The sequence below is a fragment of the Microbulbifer halophilus genome (assembly GCF_026183675.1).
Lineage (GTDB): Bacteria > Pseudomonadota > Gammaproteobacteria > Pseudomonadales > Cellvibrionaceae > Microbulbifer > Microbulbifer halophilus.
In genome coordinates this window covers 17,934-32,873 of sequence record NZ_JAPIVK010000015.1, presented here as the reverse complement: position 1 = coordinate 32,873, position 14,940 = coordinate 17,934, and the positions used below count along the sequence as shown (strand labels likewise).

Annotated in this window: 11 protein-coding genes; 2 read left to right on the top strand and 9 right to left on the bottom strand. The window is 61.0% G+C overall.

Annotated features, from left to right (window positions below; all coding sequences use genetic code 11):
- Positions 1 to 18: 18 nt before the first annotated feature.
- The 5 genes from OQE62_RS09655 to OQE62_RS09635 form a co-directional block, all read right to left on the bottom strand.
- A complete protein-coding gene (locus tag OQE62_RS09655; protein ID WP_265721821.1) occupies positions 19 to 1,008 on the bottom strand; it encodes a family 43 glycosylhydrolase in 990 nt (329 codons plus the stop codon).
- Between the two features lie 94 nt (positions 1,009 to 1,102).
- Entirely contained in the window at positions 1,103 to 2,404 is a 1,302-nt protein-coding gene (locus tag OQE62_RS09650; protein ID WP_265721820.1) for a TRAP transporter large permease, read from the bottom strand.
- A 9-nt stretch (positions 2,405 to 2,413) separates the two neighbouring features.
- Positions 2,414 to 2,941: a TRAP transporter small permease gene (locus OQE62_RS09645; protein ID WP_265721819.1), complete on the bottom strand. Its 528-nt coding sequence runs from the start codon at positions 2,939 to 2,941 to the stop codon at positions 2,414 to 2,416.
- A 99-nt stretch (positions 2,942 to 3,040) separates the two neighbouring features.
- A complete protein-coding gene (locus OQE62_RS09640) occupies positions 3,041 to 4,021 on the bottom strand; it encodes a TRAP transporter substrate-binding protein (RefSeq protein ID WP_265721818.1) in 981 nt (326 codons plus the stop codon).
- Positions 4,022 to 4,180: 159 nt separating this feature from the next.
- A complete protein-coding gene (locus OQE62_RS09635) occupies positions 4,181 to 5,140 on the bottom strand; it encodes a sugar kinase (RefSeq protein ID WP_265721817.1) in 960 nt (319 codons plus the stop codon).
- A 249-nt stretch (positions 5,141 to 5,389) separates the two neighbouring features.
- Here OQE62_RS09635 and uxaC point away from each other — a divergent pair, with 249 nt between their 5' ends.
- On the top strand, positions 5,390 to 6,805 hold the full coding sequence (gene uxaC / locus OQE62_RS09630; RefSeq protein ID WP_265721816.1) for a glucuronate isomerase: 1,416 nt from the start codon (positions 5,390 to 5,392) through the stop codon (positions 6,803 to 6,805).
- A 142-nt stretch (positions 6,806 to 6,947) separates the two neighbouring features.
- The gene (locus OQE62_RS09625) at positions 6,948 to 8,441 is read left to right on the top strand and encodes a mannitol dehydrogenase family protein (protein WP_265721815.1); all 1,494 of its coding nucleotides are present in this window, start codon (positions 6,948 to 6,950) and stop codon (positions 8,439 to 8,441) included.
- A 403-nt stretch (positions 8,442 to 8,844) separates the two neighbouring features.
- Here OQE62_RS09625 and OQE62_RS09620 read toward each other — a convergent pair whose 3' ends face one another.
- From OQE62_RS09620 to kduI, 4 genes are all read right to left on the bottom strand, one after another.
- The gene (locus OQE62_RS09620) at positions 8,845 to 11,676 is read right to left on the bottom strand and encodes a TonB-dependent receptor (protein ID WP_265721814.1); all 2,832 of its coding nucleotides are present in this window, start codon (positions 11,674 to 11,676) and stop codon (positions 8,845 to 8,847) included.
- 67 nt (positions 11,677 to 11,743) lie between these two features.
- On the bottom strand, positions 11,744 to 13,108 hold the full coding sequence (locus OQE62_RS09615; RefSeq protein ID WP_265721813.1) for a glycoside hydrolase family 28 protein: 1,365 nt from the start codon (positions 13,106 to 13,108) through the stop codon (positions 11,744 to 11,746).
- A gap of 85 nt (positions 13,109 to 13,193) precedes the next feature.
- The gene (locus OQE62_RS09610; RefSeq protein ID WP_265721812.1) at positions 13,194 to 13,985 is read right to left on the bottom strand and encodes a gluconate 5-dehydrogenase; all 792 of its coding nucleotides are present in this window, start codon (positions 13,983 to 13,985) and stop codon (positions 13,194 to 13,196) included.
- A gap of 98 nt (positions 13,986 to 14,083) precedes the next feature.
- Entirely contained in the window at positions 14,084 to 14,926 is an 843-nt protein-coding gene (gene kduI, locus OQE62_RS09605; protein ID WP_265721811.1) for a 5-dehydro-4-deoxy-D-glucuronate isomerase, read from the bottom strand.
- Positions 14,927 to 14,940 lie beyond the last annotated feature (14 nt).

The following is a 14,940-nucleotide window of genomic DNA, read 5'->3' as shown; positions in this document are numbered from 1 at the left end:
TGGGTGCGTCAGCGCACCCTACTCAGCGTTCGCAATTGTCGCGGGGAAGTCACCGACACCTTCAGCAGTGCGCTCGACCTTTTGAATGGTGCCGTCTTCGTTGAAATGGAGATACTCGGCGGCGACATGTCGCTGCCGCTTGTGACAGCCGGTCTCCGGCGTTTCCAGCCAGCGGTGATAGAACAGCAGCCACTGCCCCCTGTACTCCACAATCGAATGGTGGTTGTTGCTCTGGTGCTCCTGTTCCATGAACACGCCTTGGTACTCCCAGGGTCCTCTTGGAGAGTCGCTCATGTAGTAGCTCAACACCCGGTTGTTTTCCGGCATGGTGAAGTAGTACTTGCCATTCCGCTTGAACACCCAGGGGCCTTCCATCTTCGGCTCGTAGCCGCCCATATCCATTTTCTGGAAATCGCCTTTTACACTCAGCAGGTCGTCGGCCATTTCCGCTACATAGTAGTCGTGGTCCTTGCCGTGGAAGTAGAGATAGGCCTTGCCGTCGTCGTCGACAAACAGGCTGGGATCGTTGGCGTAGGGCTCGCGCCACAGGGGTTCGCCGATGGCGTCCTCGAAGGGGCCGGTGGGCGAATCGCTGACAGCCACGCCGATGCCCATCCACTTGGTGCTGTTTTCCGGATTCTCGCGATCCTTGAAGCCGGTGCCGGCCGGAAACACCAGATAGTATTTTCCGTTCCTGTAGGCGGCATCCGGGGCCCAGGCGAAGTTGTCGGCCCAGGATAGATCGTCTACCTTCAGCAGCGGGCCGTGTTTTTCCCAGTTGACCAGGTCGTCCGAGGAAAACGCATACCAGTCCTTCATCCAGAAATCTTTCTGGCACTCCTGATCGTGAGAGGTGTAAAGGTACATTCTGCCGTCCGGCCAGACATGGCCGGACGGGTCGGCGGTTCTGATGTTGCCGCCGAAATCGAGTGGATTCTGGGCAGCGCATATTGGTGCCGCCGACACCATTGCCCCCAGAATCAGTTTGAAAGAAAAGGCTCGCTTCATTGTATTGCTCTCCAGGAAACAGCGCCCGGGCCCCAAGCCCCTTCTGGACTCCGGCCTTCGCCGGAGTGACGATTGCGGGGAGGGGCCCGCCCGCTTATTCGATCAGGCCCAGCGCCCGCGGCAGAAATTCGCTGATGGCCGGTACATAGGTCACCAGGATCAGTACCAGGAACATCACCGCGTACATGGGCAATAGTGGCTTTATCAGTTTGGTGATGGAGGTCTTTCCGATACTGGCACCGACGAACAGCACACTCCCCACCGGCGGCGTACACAGCCCGATACACAGGTTGAGGATCATCACGATACCGAAATGCAGCGGCGACATGCCCAGCTCGGTGACTACCGGCAGGAAGATCGGGGTAAAGATCAGTACCGCCGGTGTCATATCCATGAAAGCGCCCACTGCCAGCAGGATCAGGTTGATGGTCAACAGGATCAGCAGCGGGTTGTCGCTGATGGTGATCAGGGCCTGGCTGATGGTCTGGGGAATATTCTCGTAGGAGAGAATCCAGGACATGGCAGAGGAGGCGGCGATCAGGAACATCACGATGGCCGTGGTCTCCACCGCTTTCACCAGGATTGCCGGCAGCTGGTCGACCTTGATTTCGCGATAGATCAACACCGACAGCAGCAGCGAGTAGAGCACCGCGATGGCACTGGCCTCGGTGGCGGTAAAGAAGCCACTGATGATGCCGCCGATCACCAGCACGATCAGGAACAGGCTGGGAATGGCATCCAGGGAAATCTTCAGCGCCTCGCGCCAGGGAGTGATTTCACCCACCGGGTAACCCTTGGCCTTGGCCCAGACACCGCACACCATCATCAGCCCCAGGGCCATCAGCAGGCCCGGCAGATAGCCAGCGATAAACAGTGCGGCAATGGAGACGCCGCCGCTGGCCAGCGAGAAGACGATCAGGATATTGCTGGGCGGAATCAGCAGGCCGGTGGTGGACGAAGCCACGGTCACCGCGGTATTGAAACTCTTGTCGTAGCCCTCCCTGTTCATGGATGGAATCATGAAACCGCCCACGGCCGAGGTGGCCGCCACCGCGGAGCCGGAAATGGAACCGAACAGGGTGCAGCTGATGATATTCACGAAGGCAAGACCGCCCGGCAGCATGCCCACCAGTACCCGCGCAAAGGCGATGATACGCCGCGCGATACCGCCGCCACCCATCAACAGGCCGGACAGGATAAAAAACGGAATCGCCAGCAACGCAAAACTGTCGATCCCCGAGGCCATGCGCTGGGCCATGGTGATCAGCGCCGGCAGCGGGTCGATGGTCACCAGCATGGTAAGCAGCGTGGCCACACCAATGCTGATGGAAATGGGTACGTTCAACGCCAGGAGTACCAGGAAACTGACAAGCAGTACGGCAATAGAAACTTCCACGGTGCTCTCCTATGCTTGCGCCGAAGCGGCTTCTGCGGGTTGATCGTCGGGCTGCTGCACGGTATCAGCGCTGCCCGGCTCGCGGCCCAACACTTCCAGGGCCTGGCTCACAGCGAAAACACAGATCAGCGTGCCGGACAGGGGAATCACGCTGTAGACGTAGCCCATGGGAATATTCAGTGCCGCGGACAACTGGTTCAGCTCGAAGGTGAGCAATACAAGCTGAATGCCGCCGAACACCAGCACCGTCGCTGAAAATGCAAAACACACCCCGACAATAAACAACTGCGCAATCTTGCGGGGCCCGGGCGGCAGATTGCCGACAAGCAGGTCGATACCGATATGGGATTTTTTGCGGTAGGCGTAGGCGGCACCGAGGATACCGATCCAAACCAGCAGGTAGCGCGCCAGCTCCTCGGTATAGGAACTGGGACTCATGGGCAGAAAACGCGTCAGGATCTGCCAGGTAACGTCGAGCACCATCAGTGCCAGCAGGCTGCCCAGGGTTATTTCGAGCAGCCGGTCCACTCTCTTCATGATCATCTCTGCGTACCTTTTATATTTATTTTCTGATGCCTCTCCCCCAGCCCCAATCCCGGCGGGAAAGGACTGGGGGAGAGGGCCGGGGAGAGGGGTCTACATACTGGCAATATCGTCCAGCAGTTCGCCCACTTCCGTGCCGTCATAGCTCGCGTGCAACGGCTGCACCGCCTCGATAAACGGTTGTTTGTCGGGGCGTATCACTTCGACGCCGGCGGCCTTCACCGCGGCCAGGGATTCGCGGGTGGATTCCCGCCACAACTTTCTCTGGTACTCGACGGACTCGTCCACCGCCTGCTGCAGCCAGGCCTGCTGCTGGCTGTCGAGCTTTTTCCACACCTCGGTGCTGATCAGCAGCATGTCCGGCACATAGGTGTGCTCGTCCAGGGTGTAGTAGCGGGAGACTTCGTAGTGTTTGGAGAGATAGAAACTGGGGGGATTGTTTTCCGCGCCCTGCACCACGCCCTGCTGCAGCGCGGTATAGAGTTCGCCCCAGCTCACCGGCGTGGCCGCGCCACCGAGGCTGTTGACCATCTTGATGGCGGTCTGGCTGTTCTGTACGCGAATCTTCAGGCCATCCAGGTCCGCCGGGGTGCGGATGGGTTTGTCGTTGGCGTAGAAACTGCGGCTGCCGGCATCGTAGTAGCCCAGGCCGCGCAGGCGCGCCACCTCGCCGGCGACCAGCAGTTCGCGACCGATATCGCTCTGGAGCACTTTCCAGTAGTGATCGGAATCGCGGAAAACATAGGGAATATTGAAGATTTTCATCTCCGGCACAAAGCCCTCCATGGGGCTGGCGGAGACCTTGGTCATGGCCAGGGTGCCGATCTGCAGCAGCTCGATCAGCTCCCGCTCGCCACCCAGCTGACCACCGGAATAGATATCCACTCGCATGCTGCCGCCGGACAGCTCGCGCAGCCGCTTGTCCATAACCAACATGGCGCGGTGCACCGAGTGTTGCTGGTCGAGGGTGTGCGCCAGCTTCAGTACCGTCTGCGAGTCGTCAAAACCACAACTCCCGAGGACGAGCGCCAGCGCCACGACTGCGGATCGCAGCAGCGGGATTCTCTTCATCATCTTGTACACCTGCTATCTATTGTTATTACTACAGGTCAATTTTTAAGCCGCCGCGCGGCTGATCGGCAGACCAAACTGGTCTTACCATTCTATGCACAGAAGCATCGTCGATGCAACGCGCTTGAAAACGAAATTGATAGCGCTACCATATCGCCATACTCAGGCGCGCGCCAGACCGCCGGCCGGCATCTCACGCTCGGGGAGATAGTCCGCGGCGGGGATGATGGCGCCGCGGTGGCGGATCACCTGGGCCGCGCAACGGTTGCCGGCGGCCACCGCCAGCTCCGGCTCCACCCGCTTGAGGCGCGCCGCCAGGTAGCCGGCATTGAAGGCGTCGCCGGCGCCGGTGGTATCGACGATGTCGCGCACCGCCGGCACATCCAGCGCCGTCAGTTCGCCGTCGTACTGCAACAGCACCGGCTCGGGGCCGCGCTTCAGCACCAGTTCTTCCAGGTGGTGTCGGGCGTTGCGGTCTAGGCACTTGCCGGCGCTGCGATCGCCCCACAGCAACTGCTCATCCTCCAGGGTCAGCAGGGCGATATCCGACTGTTGCAGAAAGCCGCCCACCGCTTCGCGGGCGGCCTCTTTCGAGGCCCACAGACGCGGGCGGTAATTGCTGTCGAAGGCCACGCGGCCGCCGTCCCGGCGGAAGCTGTCGAGAAAGGTGAGTAAGTGCTCGCGCGCCTCGGGCGCCATGATTGCCAGGGTGATACCGGAAAGGTAGAGGCAGTCCATCTGCCGCAGATGATCCTGCAGCCGCGCCCGGCACCGCTCATCGAGGAACAGCTCGCGCGCCGGCGACTCGCCGCGCCAGTAGGTGAACTGGCGCTCGCCGTCGGCGCTGTTCTGGATGGTGTAGAGCCCCGGGCAGCGGCCCGGCAACCGCTCGATGGCGTCGGTATCGAGGCCCTCGGCGCCCATGGCCTGCAGCATGCGCTCGCTGTAGGGATCGTCGCCGAGCAGGGTCGCGTAGCTGACCTGGATGCCGTTGCGGGCAATGTAGATAGAGGTGTTGTAGGTGTCCCCGGCGAAGGACAGCGCAAACAGCGGCGCGGCCCCGCCCCGCCCCTGTTGCGGCGCGAACTCCACCATGACTTCTCCCAGTGCTGCCAGCTTCAAAGCGACCCCCTTTATGTATTGGTCAATGTTGCGATGGCCATTCAGGCCTTACCATGATAGTTGACTGGTATAACCAATTTTTGGCAAGATGACAATACCAGCCAAATGCTGCTGGGTTTCTCCACGCCTGGTGCGGCCTGTCCGAGTGCCGCACGATTTCCCGCCCCGCGGTAATGAGGGGCGGGCCTTTTCCCGGCGTGGTCCACCGCATTATGCTTCAGGAAAACCCATAACAAGAGCCATGCCCCTATGACACGCCCTCTGCAATTGCACCCGGACCGCCTGTTTCCCGCTGACAAGACCAGCCGGGATATCGCGCGCAGGCTCTACGAAAGCGTCGTGAACCTGCCGATCATCAGCCCCCACGGGCACACGGACCCGTCCTGGTTCGCCGACAACCAGCCGTTCGGCAACCCGGCGGACCTGCTGATCAAACCGGATCACTATGTCTTCCGCATGCTCTACAGCCAGGGCGTGCCGCTGCAGAGCCTGGGCATTCCCGGCCGCGAGGGCACCCCGGCGGAAACCGACCCGCGCGCCATCTGGCAGAAATTCGCCGAACACTATTATCTGTTCCGCGGCACACCGTCGCGCATGTGGCTGGATACCGTCTTCCACGATGTGTTCGAACTGGACGTGGCACTGGACGGCGATACCGCCGAGCTCTACTACGAGCGCATCGACAGCTGGCTGAAAAAACCGGAATTCACGCCCCGCGCCCTGTTCGAGCGCTTCAATATCGAAGTGATCGCCACCACCGAATCGCCGCTGGACCAGCTGCCTCACCACCAGAAGATTCTCGACAGCGGCTGGGGCGGCCGCGTGATCACCGCCTACCGCCCGGACCCGGTGCTGGACCCGGAGTTCGAGGGCTTTGCCGACAACCTGCGTAAGCTGGCGGAAATCACCGGCGAGGACACCGGCAATTACGCCGGCTACCTGGCCGCGCTACGCAACCGGCGCGCCTACTTCAAGAAGTTCGGTGCCACCTCCACCGACCACGGCCACGCCACGGCGACCACCGCCAATCTGAGCCGCAGTGAAGCCGAGGCGCTGTTCAATCGCGTTGCCGGCGGCGACGCCTCCGCCGAAGACGCCGAGCTGTTCCGCGGCCAGATGCTGACGGAAATGGCGCGCATGAGTATCGAAGACGGCCTGGTGATGCAGATTCACCCGGGCTCGGTGCGCAACCACAACGCCTGGCTGTTCGACCACTACGGCCGCGACAAGGGCGCCGATATCCCGTCGCGCACCGACTATGTCCACGCGCTGCAGCCGCTGCTGGACGCGGTGGGCAACGAGCCGGACCTGACCATTATCCTGTTCACCCTGGACGAGACCAGCTACAGCCGCGAACTGGCGCCGCTGGCCGGCCACTACCCGGCGCTGAAACTGGGCCCGGCCTGGTGGTTCCACGACAGCCCCGAGGGCATGCGCCGCTTCCGCGAACAGATCACCGAGACCGCCGGCTTCTACAACACCGTCGGCTTCAACGACGACACCCGCGCCTTCCTGTCCATCCCCGCCCGCCACGATGTGGCCCGGCGCATGGACTGCAACTGGCTGGCACAACTGGTGACCGAACACCGCCTGCCGGAAGACGAGGCCTTCGAGGTGGCGCAGGACCTGAGTTACAACCTGGCGAAGAAGGCCTACAAGCTCTGAGAAGTTCGGGACTCGGGACCCGGGCAAGAGTATTCAACCCACCTCAACAGTCCAAAAATGTCGCCCCCCTCTCCCGCTGGGAGAGGGGCCGGGGGAGAGGGCGCCCGCCGACCCCCTCGGCCAAAAAACATCCGGTAATGTCATGACTCAAGAAACTCTGAACAACCAGACACTCCCTCAACTCCCCGCGTCGGTAACAAAACCCGGCTACAACCGCACCGCCGTCACCCCTGGCATAGTCCACCTGGGCACCGGCGCCTTCCACCGCGCCCACCAGGCCCGCTACACCGAAGAAGTACTGGAAAACGGCGAAAGCGACTGGGGCATTATCGGTTCCAGCCTGCGCTCACCCACCGTGCGCGATCAACTGGCGCCGCAGAACTACCTCTACTCGCTGGTGGAAAAAAGCAACGACGGCGAGCAGATCCGCGTAATCGGCTGCCTCCGGGATCTGCACGTGGCCCCGGAAAGCCCGCGCGCCCTGCTGGACGCCCTGACCCGCGAGGAAATCCGCATCGTCTCCCTGACGATTACCGAAAAGGGTTACTGTCATGATCCCGCTACCGGCAACCTCAACCTGAACCACCCGGATATCCGCCACGACCTCGCCAACCCGCAGGCGCCCAAAAGCGCACTGGGCTTTATCGTCTACGCGTTGCGCGAGCGGAAGGAAAAGGGCCTGCCCGGCTTCACCCTGCTCTCCTGCGACAACCTGCCCAATAACGGTAGGCTGCTGCGACAGATGGTGTCCGAATTCGCCCGCGCCGTGGATGCAGACCTGGCCGAGTGGGTGGAAGAAAATACCAGCTGCCCCTGCACCATGATCGACCGTATCGTGCCGGCCACCACCGATGCCGACCGCGATGCGCTGGAAAACGCCCTGGGTGTGCGCGACAACGCCGCGGTAATGGCCGAGCCTTTCACCCAATGGGTGGTGGAAGACAATTTCGTGCGCGGCCGCCCGGCCTGGGAAAAAGCCGGCGCGACCTTTGTCGAGGATGTGGAGCCCTACGAACTGATCAAACTGCGCCTGCTGAACGGCTGCCACTCGCTGCTCGCCTACAGCGGCTATCTGGCCGGTTTCGAAACCGTCGCCGACGTCATGGCCGAGCCGGCCTTCGCCGCACTGGCGAAGCAGTTTCTCGCCAGTGAGGCCAGCAATGCGGTGAAGATTCCCGAGGGGTTCGATCTGGAAAAATACCGGCAGCAACTGCTGGAGCGGTTTTCCAACCGCGCCCTGCGCCACCGCACCTGGCAGATCGCCATGGACGGCTCGCAGAAAATCCCGCAGCGCTGGCTGGGCACCCTGCACCACCAGTTGGACAATGGCGGCGCCATCGACCTGCTGACCTTCGCGCTGGCCTGCTGGATCCGCTATGTGGGCGCCGTGGACGATGCCGGCAAAGCGATCGAGGTATCCGACCCGCTGGCAAAAGAACTGAAAGCCCTCTGCGACAAACACCGCGACAACCCGCGCGAACTGGCCGGCGTCTTCCTGCAGTTTACGCCGGTATTCGGCGACGACCTGCAGCACAACCAGCGCCTGCAACAGGCACTGGCCACCTGGCTGACCAGCCTCGACAAGCACGGCGTCCTGAATGGCGTGCGTATGCAGATGGAAACCACCGAGGCCTGACTGCCCCGCCCGGGAAAGCTGAACCATATTAAAGCGTTACAGATTCCGCTTCCGCCTCCCCTGGGAACGCCGAGCTCGGGAGCGCCCGCCGCCAGCTCGGCTCGCGGGCCGCAGGCCCGCTCTTACCCCAACATCAACTCAACAGTACGAGTAGGTTGGAGTGAGCTCCGAGAACTCCAACAATTACCGCAATCGACTACCAGCCTGTAGCTGCGAATTTCCAGACCCGACATTTGGAAGCCCTTCTCTTTCGCCTGCAAGCAGGCTCCTACAACTGCCTCCGGCGTTTTCCACGCATAAAAAAGGCGGACTCAGGAGCCCGCCAAAGGATTCACGACCAAGAAGTTTGAGCAAACAAACACTCCCCTCCACTATCGCAGAAGGGAGCCCATTTATTGCCGGATCAGAAGTTGGCCCTCAGGCCCAGCAGGATTTCCCGACCGGTGGTGTTGTATTCACGCACCAGGTTCATATTTCCCATGGGGCCGGTGGTGTAGAGTCGCTCGGTCTCGTTGGTGAGGTTGATCCCCTCCAGCGTGATCTGCATATAGTCGGTCACATTGTAGAAGGCTGACATGTCCACACGGGTCGGGCCGGTGGTGCCGTGGGAGGCGTTGCCGTTGGAGCCGGTCTGGTCGGTGACATAGTCGTCGCGACCGTTGACCATCACGCGACCGCCGAACAGATCGGTTTCATAGTAGAGACCGAAGTTGTAGCTGTTCTCCGACAGGCCCTCCAGGGAACCGCGCACGCCGTTGCCGAAGTCCGCGCGGGATTTCACGTGGGTGAAGTTGGCCAGCACACCGAAGTTGCTCGCCCAGCCCGGCAGGAAGCGCAGCGGCTGTTGATAGCCGATTTCGTAGCCTTCCAGATCGGCACCTTCGCCGTTGACGCTGGTGCTGATATTCCAGCCCTCTGCGTCCGGGTTGATTGCGTTCGGTTCGTATATCGGGCTATCCGGGTCATACTCCGGACGCGCGGCAACCATGGCACGGATATCCGCCGGCAGGGCCTGGTTTTCCAGGGTCTCGCCGGTGATAAAGCTCTCGATCTGCTTGTGGAACAGGGTGAAAGCCAGCACCGATTCGTCGGCGAAGTACCACTCCAGCCCCAGGTCGGCGGCATTGGCCCGCACCGGCTCCAGGTCAGGATTGCCGACGCTGACGTTGCCGTTGATCGGCGTCACATTCACGGTGCCGGCGAGACTGCCCAGCCCCGGGCGGGACATATTGCGGGTCAGCCCCAGGCGCAGAAGCAGGTCTTCCTCGAGCTCCAACACGAAGTTACTGGAAGGCAGGATTTCGGTATAGCTGCCCTCGCGTTCGGTGGGCACAAAGTTACCCTGCCCGTCGCTGGCAACGCCGCGCGATGTCACCGAGGTATCCACCACGCGCACACCAGCATTGACGGTAAACGGCAAGCCCAGCAGCTGGGTTTCCACATTGCCTTCGACATAACCGCCGAGGGATTCCTCCTCGATATCATAGGTGCTGGAATCTTCCGGATTCAGCTCCCAGTCGCCCACGCCCCAGGCGTCGGCGGCCCGATCGTAATCTGCCACCAACCAGCTGGTGGGGTAACCGGAAGGCGCATCAATACCGTCAGCGTAATCGCCGACGATATTGCCGAGTTCTGCAGACAGATTGCCATCCACCACCTCGCCGTTCAGATCGGTGACATTGATGGCATCCCAGCGTTGCGACTGGATCTTGCGGGAATTCCAGATAAGGCCGGTCTTGATATTGGAGGTGTCACCCTCGATGTTGAAATCCGCGCGGAAAGTATCGTTGTCGCGCTCGACGATATCCCGGCGCAACACGGGGCCGGTCCATACATAATTCGACGGATCGAGTGTGTCGAAATCGTAGGACATCTCGGCAATGTTGCTGTCCTTTTCGAAAGAGTACGAGAATCCGTGCCCCTCACGGGCAGTCTGGTTGAAGCGCAATTGATCCTCGGTATGCTCGGACACCGCGTTGCCGTACATCAGGTCCAGGGTCACACTGTCGCTCAGGTCGAATGCACCGGACAGTACCACCTGACGGAAATCCGTCTCACTGAACTGGCCACGGCTCTCCGAGCGCGGCGTGACATTGTCGAACTCACCGGCAACGATATAGCGACCACTGTCGTCCAGTGTCACGCTGTTCGGCACTATCTGGTCATAGGTATTGCGGAACTGGGCGAAATAGTTGTAAGAGGTCACATCCGCTGACAGGTTGGAAGTCAGCACGTCCAGGGTGAACTCCATCGAATCCGTGGGCCGGAACTGCAGCGAGCTGCTCAGCCCCAGGCGTTCCTGATCGCGGTTGAAAGAGTCCATCCGCGGCAGGCGCGGAGTCCACATATAGTCCAGCGGCACGCGATCGCCGGCGACCGAGTCCCCGAGGGCAGACGGGTTGGGCGTACCGTTGATTGTGGTATCCACGGTCTCATTGCGAACATAACCGGTAATCTTTTCCGGATCATCGGCATCTTCATACAGGGCGGTACAGTCCCAGCACATGCCGTTGGCATCCGGGCTGGTCCAACGTACGGAACCGAAACCTTCCTGACGGACACTGCGCTCTGAGTAAGAGGCACTTACCAGGACACCGAACCTGTCATCCATAAAGGTGTTGCTGTACAGACCGGTCATGCGCGGATTCGAATCGTCGGCAAAGCTGTCGACCATAAACTGGCCACCGAAGTGCACCTGCTGCCCCGGATTGTCGAAGGGTTTGGCGGTATCCAGTTCCACGGTAGAGGCAAGACCGCCCTCTTCCACCGAGGCGATGGCTGACTTATGAATGGTGATGCGGTTGAACAGCTCCGAGGCAAAAACGTTGAAGTCGAAGCTGCGGCCGCGGTTGACACCACCTGACGAGTCCAGGCCGCCGGTGCTGGCCGGCACTTCCATACCATTCAGGGTGGTGCGGGAGAAACCCGGCCCCAGACCGCGCACGGTAATGTTGCGGCCCTCACCCCCCTCACGGGTAATGGCCACACCCGGCACCCGCTGCAGGGATTCCGCCAGGTTGAGGTCCGGCATCTTGCCGATATCCTCGGCGATGATGCTGTCGGTGTTGTTGGCGCTCATGCGCTTGGTGTCGAGTGCGCGCTCCAGGGACTGGCGGAAACCGGTAACGGTAATTTCCTCCAGTGTGGCCTCTCCGGGCGCTGCCTGATCTTGTGCCATTACCGGCGTGGTCACCGCCATGGCCAGTACGAGCGGTTTGAGTTGGTATCTCATCATCCGATCTCCTTCTCTCATTTAGGTAGGACTTTTAATGCTTTTTTCTCGTTGCCCTTACATCAGCAGATTATTGTTGTTTTTCTCGCCAGCTCAGTACTCCATCAATCTGCTGGCTACCCAACCGGACTCGGTCAAAAGTCAGGTTTACCGCGTTTTCGACAATCAGCGGATTCTCCACCCGCTCGACGCGGATATCCCGGAACTGCACATCCCGTAGTGGCGCGCCCGCCGGTGCGTGCACCTCCAGAAAGGTATCAACCTCCCGGACCTGAATATTCTCGAACACGATTTCCCGATAGGTGGACGGAAAGAAGCCGCCCAGTTCACCGGGATAATTCAGCTGGAACCAGAAAAGGTTGTCGAAGGATTCCACCTGCAAGTTGCGCAAGTGGATATTCTCTACGAGGCCGCCGCGATCCAGGTTTGCCTTGAAGCGGAATGCGGACTTGCCCTCGCGAAGAATATTGTCGGTAAAGAAGACGTCGCGGATACCACCGGACATTTCACTACCCAGGGCAATGCCGTCTTCTCCACCCATATCATTGTTGCGAACGACGATGCGCTCGCTGGGGATGCCGATCTCACGGCCGTCCAGGTCGCGCCCGGACTTGACCACTACCGAATCGTCACCGGTGCGAAACCAGTTGTCTTCCACCAGCACCTTACTGCTGGACTCGATATCCACGCCATCGTTGTTGGGAAAGTGGCTCTCCACGCGCAGGCCGCGCACGGTGGCGTCCTCGGTGTAGACCAGATGATTGATCCAGAAGGGGGAGTTGAGGGCGGTGTAATTTTCCAGCAACACCCGCTCGGCGCGGAAGAACTGCACCAGGGGTGGGCGCAGGAAGGTACCCTCACCGAATACGCGTTCCTCTACCGGCACGCCGGCGGCGCCCATCTCGCGCAATTTCTGCACATCCTTGTCCGCCTTCTCATACCAGGGCAGGAACTGGCTGTCGCCATTACCGTCGATCACACCCTTACCGGTAATCGCCACATCCTCGACATTGCTGGCGTAGATCAGCGGCGAATAACTGTAGACCTCGGTTCCCTCCCAGCGGGTCTTGACCACCGGCAGGTAATCCTCGGCATCGGGTGAAAACAGCAGCCTGGCGCCCTCGGCCAAGTGGAGCTCGATGCGGCTCTGCAGTACCACCGGGCCCTCACTGCGCCAGGTACCGGCCGGCACCAGCACGCGGCCGCCACCGTCCTGCGCGGCGGCCTCGATGGCGGCAAGGATCGCCGGGCGCGCGTCGGCATCCCCGGAGGCGCCGAACTCGGTGATCGGATAGACATTTTCGGGAATATCCGGCAGGCGGATATCCTCGACGATGCGATCGGCCAGCACCCAGTCGTCCGCGATGGCGGGCAAGGTGGCGCACAGCAGTATTGCCGCCCAGAGGATCGGCTTGTGAATACCCCGTTTTTTCATCGCAGTTTCCCTGATTTGGGATCGTTATTATTCTGTCGAGTACTACTGCTTTCTCGCTCCGCCTCTCGCCGGCGGAGAATCGGTTTTATTCGTTAGCGGGCTTGCCAATTGTCGCCAGAATACCGCCGTCCACATAGACGATCTGTCCGGTTACAAAGTTGCTGGCCTCGCTGGCCAGAAACACTGCCGTTCCCTGCAGGTCTTCCGGGTTGCCCCAGCGGCCCGCGGGCGTGCGACCGATGATGAACTCGTTCATCGGGTGGCCGTCCACGCGGATCGGCGCCGTCTGGCTGGTGGCGAAGTAACCCGGGCCGATACCGTTTACCTGCACATTGTGTTTCGCCCATTCGGTGGCCATATTGCGGGTCAGCATTTTCAGGCCGCCCTTGGCCGCGGCGTAGGCGGACACGGAATCGCGCCCCAGTTCGCTCATCATGGAGCAGATATTGATGACCTTGCCGGCGCCGCGCTCGATCATCCGCTTGACCACCGGGCGGCTCATGGTGAAGACGCCGGTGAGGTTGGTGTCGATCACCTGCTGCCACTCACCCAGGTCCATCTCCAGCATCGGCACCCTTTTGATGATGCCGGCGTTGTTGACCAGGATATCGATGGGTGCCACTTCGCGCTCGATCTGACCCACCGCATCGGCGACCTGCGCCTCGTCGGTGACATCGAACAGAGTGCCGTGAGCATCGATCCCTTTGTCGCGCAGCGCGGCGACGGCGGCGTCGACTTTCTCCCGCGAGGAGTGGCCGGTAATCACGAGTTTCGCCCCGGCATTGCCCAGGCCCTCGGCCATGGCCATACCCAGGCCGTGAGTGGCGCCGGTTACCAGTGCCAGTTTTCCGTTCAGATCGAACAGTGAGTTCGCCATTTCAAAACCTCAAATTTTCTCTACATAGCGGCTACGGGGCTTGGTCCTTTGCGCAGCTGGAGCTACGCGTTCCCAGGGTTCCGAGTCCCGCCAATTATTCACCGCAGTTCATAGGGCTGCACAAAATCCATATCACTGTAATCCTGGTTTTCCCCCGCCATACCCCAGATAAAGGTGTAGTTGCAGGTACCGACGCCGGAATGCAGCGACCAGGTGGGTGAGATCACCGCCTGTTCGTTGGCCATCCAGATATTGCGGGTTTGCTGCGGCGGGCCCATGAAGTGGCACACGGCCTGGTCTTCCGGCAGGTTGAAATACAGGTAGGCTTCCATGCGCCGGCTGTGGGTATGGGCCGGCATGGTGTTCCAGACACTACCGGGGGCAATCTCGGTCATGCCCATCTGCAACTGGCAGGTCTCCAGCACATCGCTGACCAGCAGCTTGCGCAGGGTGCGCTGGTTGCAGGTTTCGCCGCTGCCCAGCTCGATCACCTGGGCGTCGCCCTGCCCCACTTTCTTCGTGGTGTACTCGCGGTGTGCGGTGGTGGAGTTCAGGTAGAACTTGGCCGGTGCCGCGCTGCTGTTGCTACTGAATTTCACCTCGCGCGCGCCGCGGGTGACATACAGCGCTTCCTTGGTGCCCACCTCGAACACCTCGCCGTCCACTTCGATACAGCCGGGCCCGCCGATATTGATCGCGCCCAGCTCGCGGCGCCTGAGGAAATACTCCGCCTTCAGCGGCGCAATTGCCTCCAGCGGCAGGGCCTTTTCTACCGGCATGGCGCCGCCGATGATGATGCGGTCGATGTGGGTGTAGGTCAGGCAGATCCGATCCTGCTCGAAGACTTTCGGCACCAGGAATTCCTCGCGCAGGCGATCCGTGTCGTAGTGCACGTAGTCCCGCGGGTGTACTGCATAGCGCTCTTCGTAAACGGTGGTCATGGCCAGCCCCACTT

Coding starts and splice junctions, on each gene's coding strand:
- uxaC (WP_265721816.1), top strand. CDS start 5,390: ATGACACGCCCTCTGCAATTGCACCCGGACCGCCTGTTTCCCGCTGAC.
- OQE62_RS09620 (WP_265721814.1), bottom strand. CDS start 11,676: ATGATGAGATACCAACTCAAACCGCTCGTACTGGCCATGGCGGTGACC.
- OQE62_RS09615 (WP_265721813.1), bottom strand. CDS start 13,108: ATGAAAAAACGGGGTATTCACAAGCCGATCCTCTGGGCGGCAATACTG.
- OQE62_RS09610 (WP_265721812.1), bottom strand. CDS start 13,985: ATGGCGAACTCACTGTTCGATCTGAACGGAAAACTGGCACTGGTAACC.
- OQE62_RS09640 (WP_265721818.1), bottom strand. CDS start 4,021: ATGATGAAGAGAATCCCGCTGCTGCGATCCGCAGTCGTGGCGCTGGCG.
- OQE62_RS09625 (WP_265721815.1), top strand. CDS start 6,948: ATGACTCAAGAAACTCTGAACAACCAGACACTCCCTCAACTCCCCGCG.
- OQE62_RS09655 (WP_265721821.1), bottom strand. CDS start 1,008: ATGAAGCGAGCCTTTTCTTTCAAACTGATTCTGGGGGCAATGGTGTCG.
- OQE62_RS09645 (WP_265721819.1), bottom strand. CDS start 2,941: ATGAAGAGAGTGGACCGGCTGCTCGAAATAACCCTGGGCAGCCTGCTG.
- kduI (WP_265721811.1), bottom strand. CDS start 14,926: ATGACCACCGTTTACGAAGAGCGCTATGCAGTACACCCGCGGGACTAC.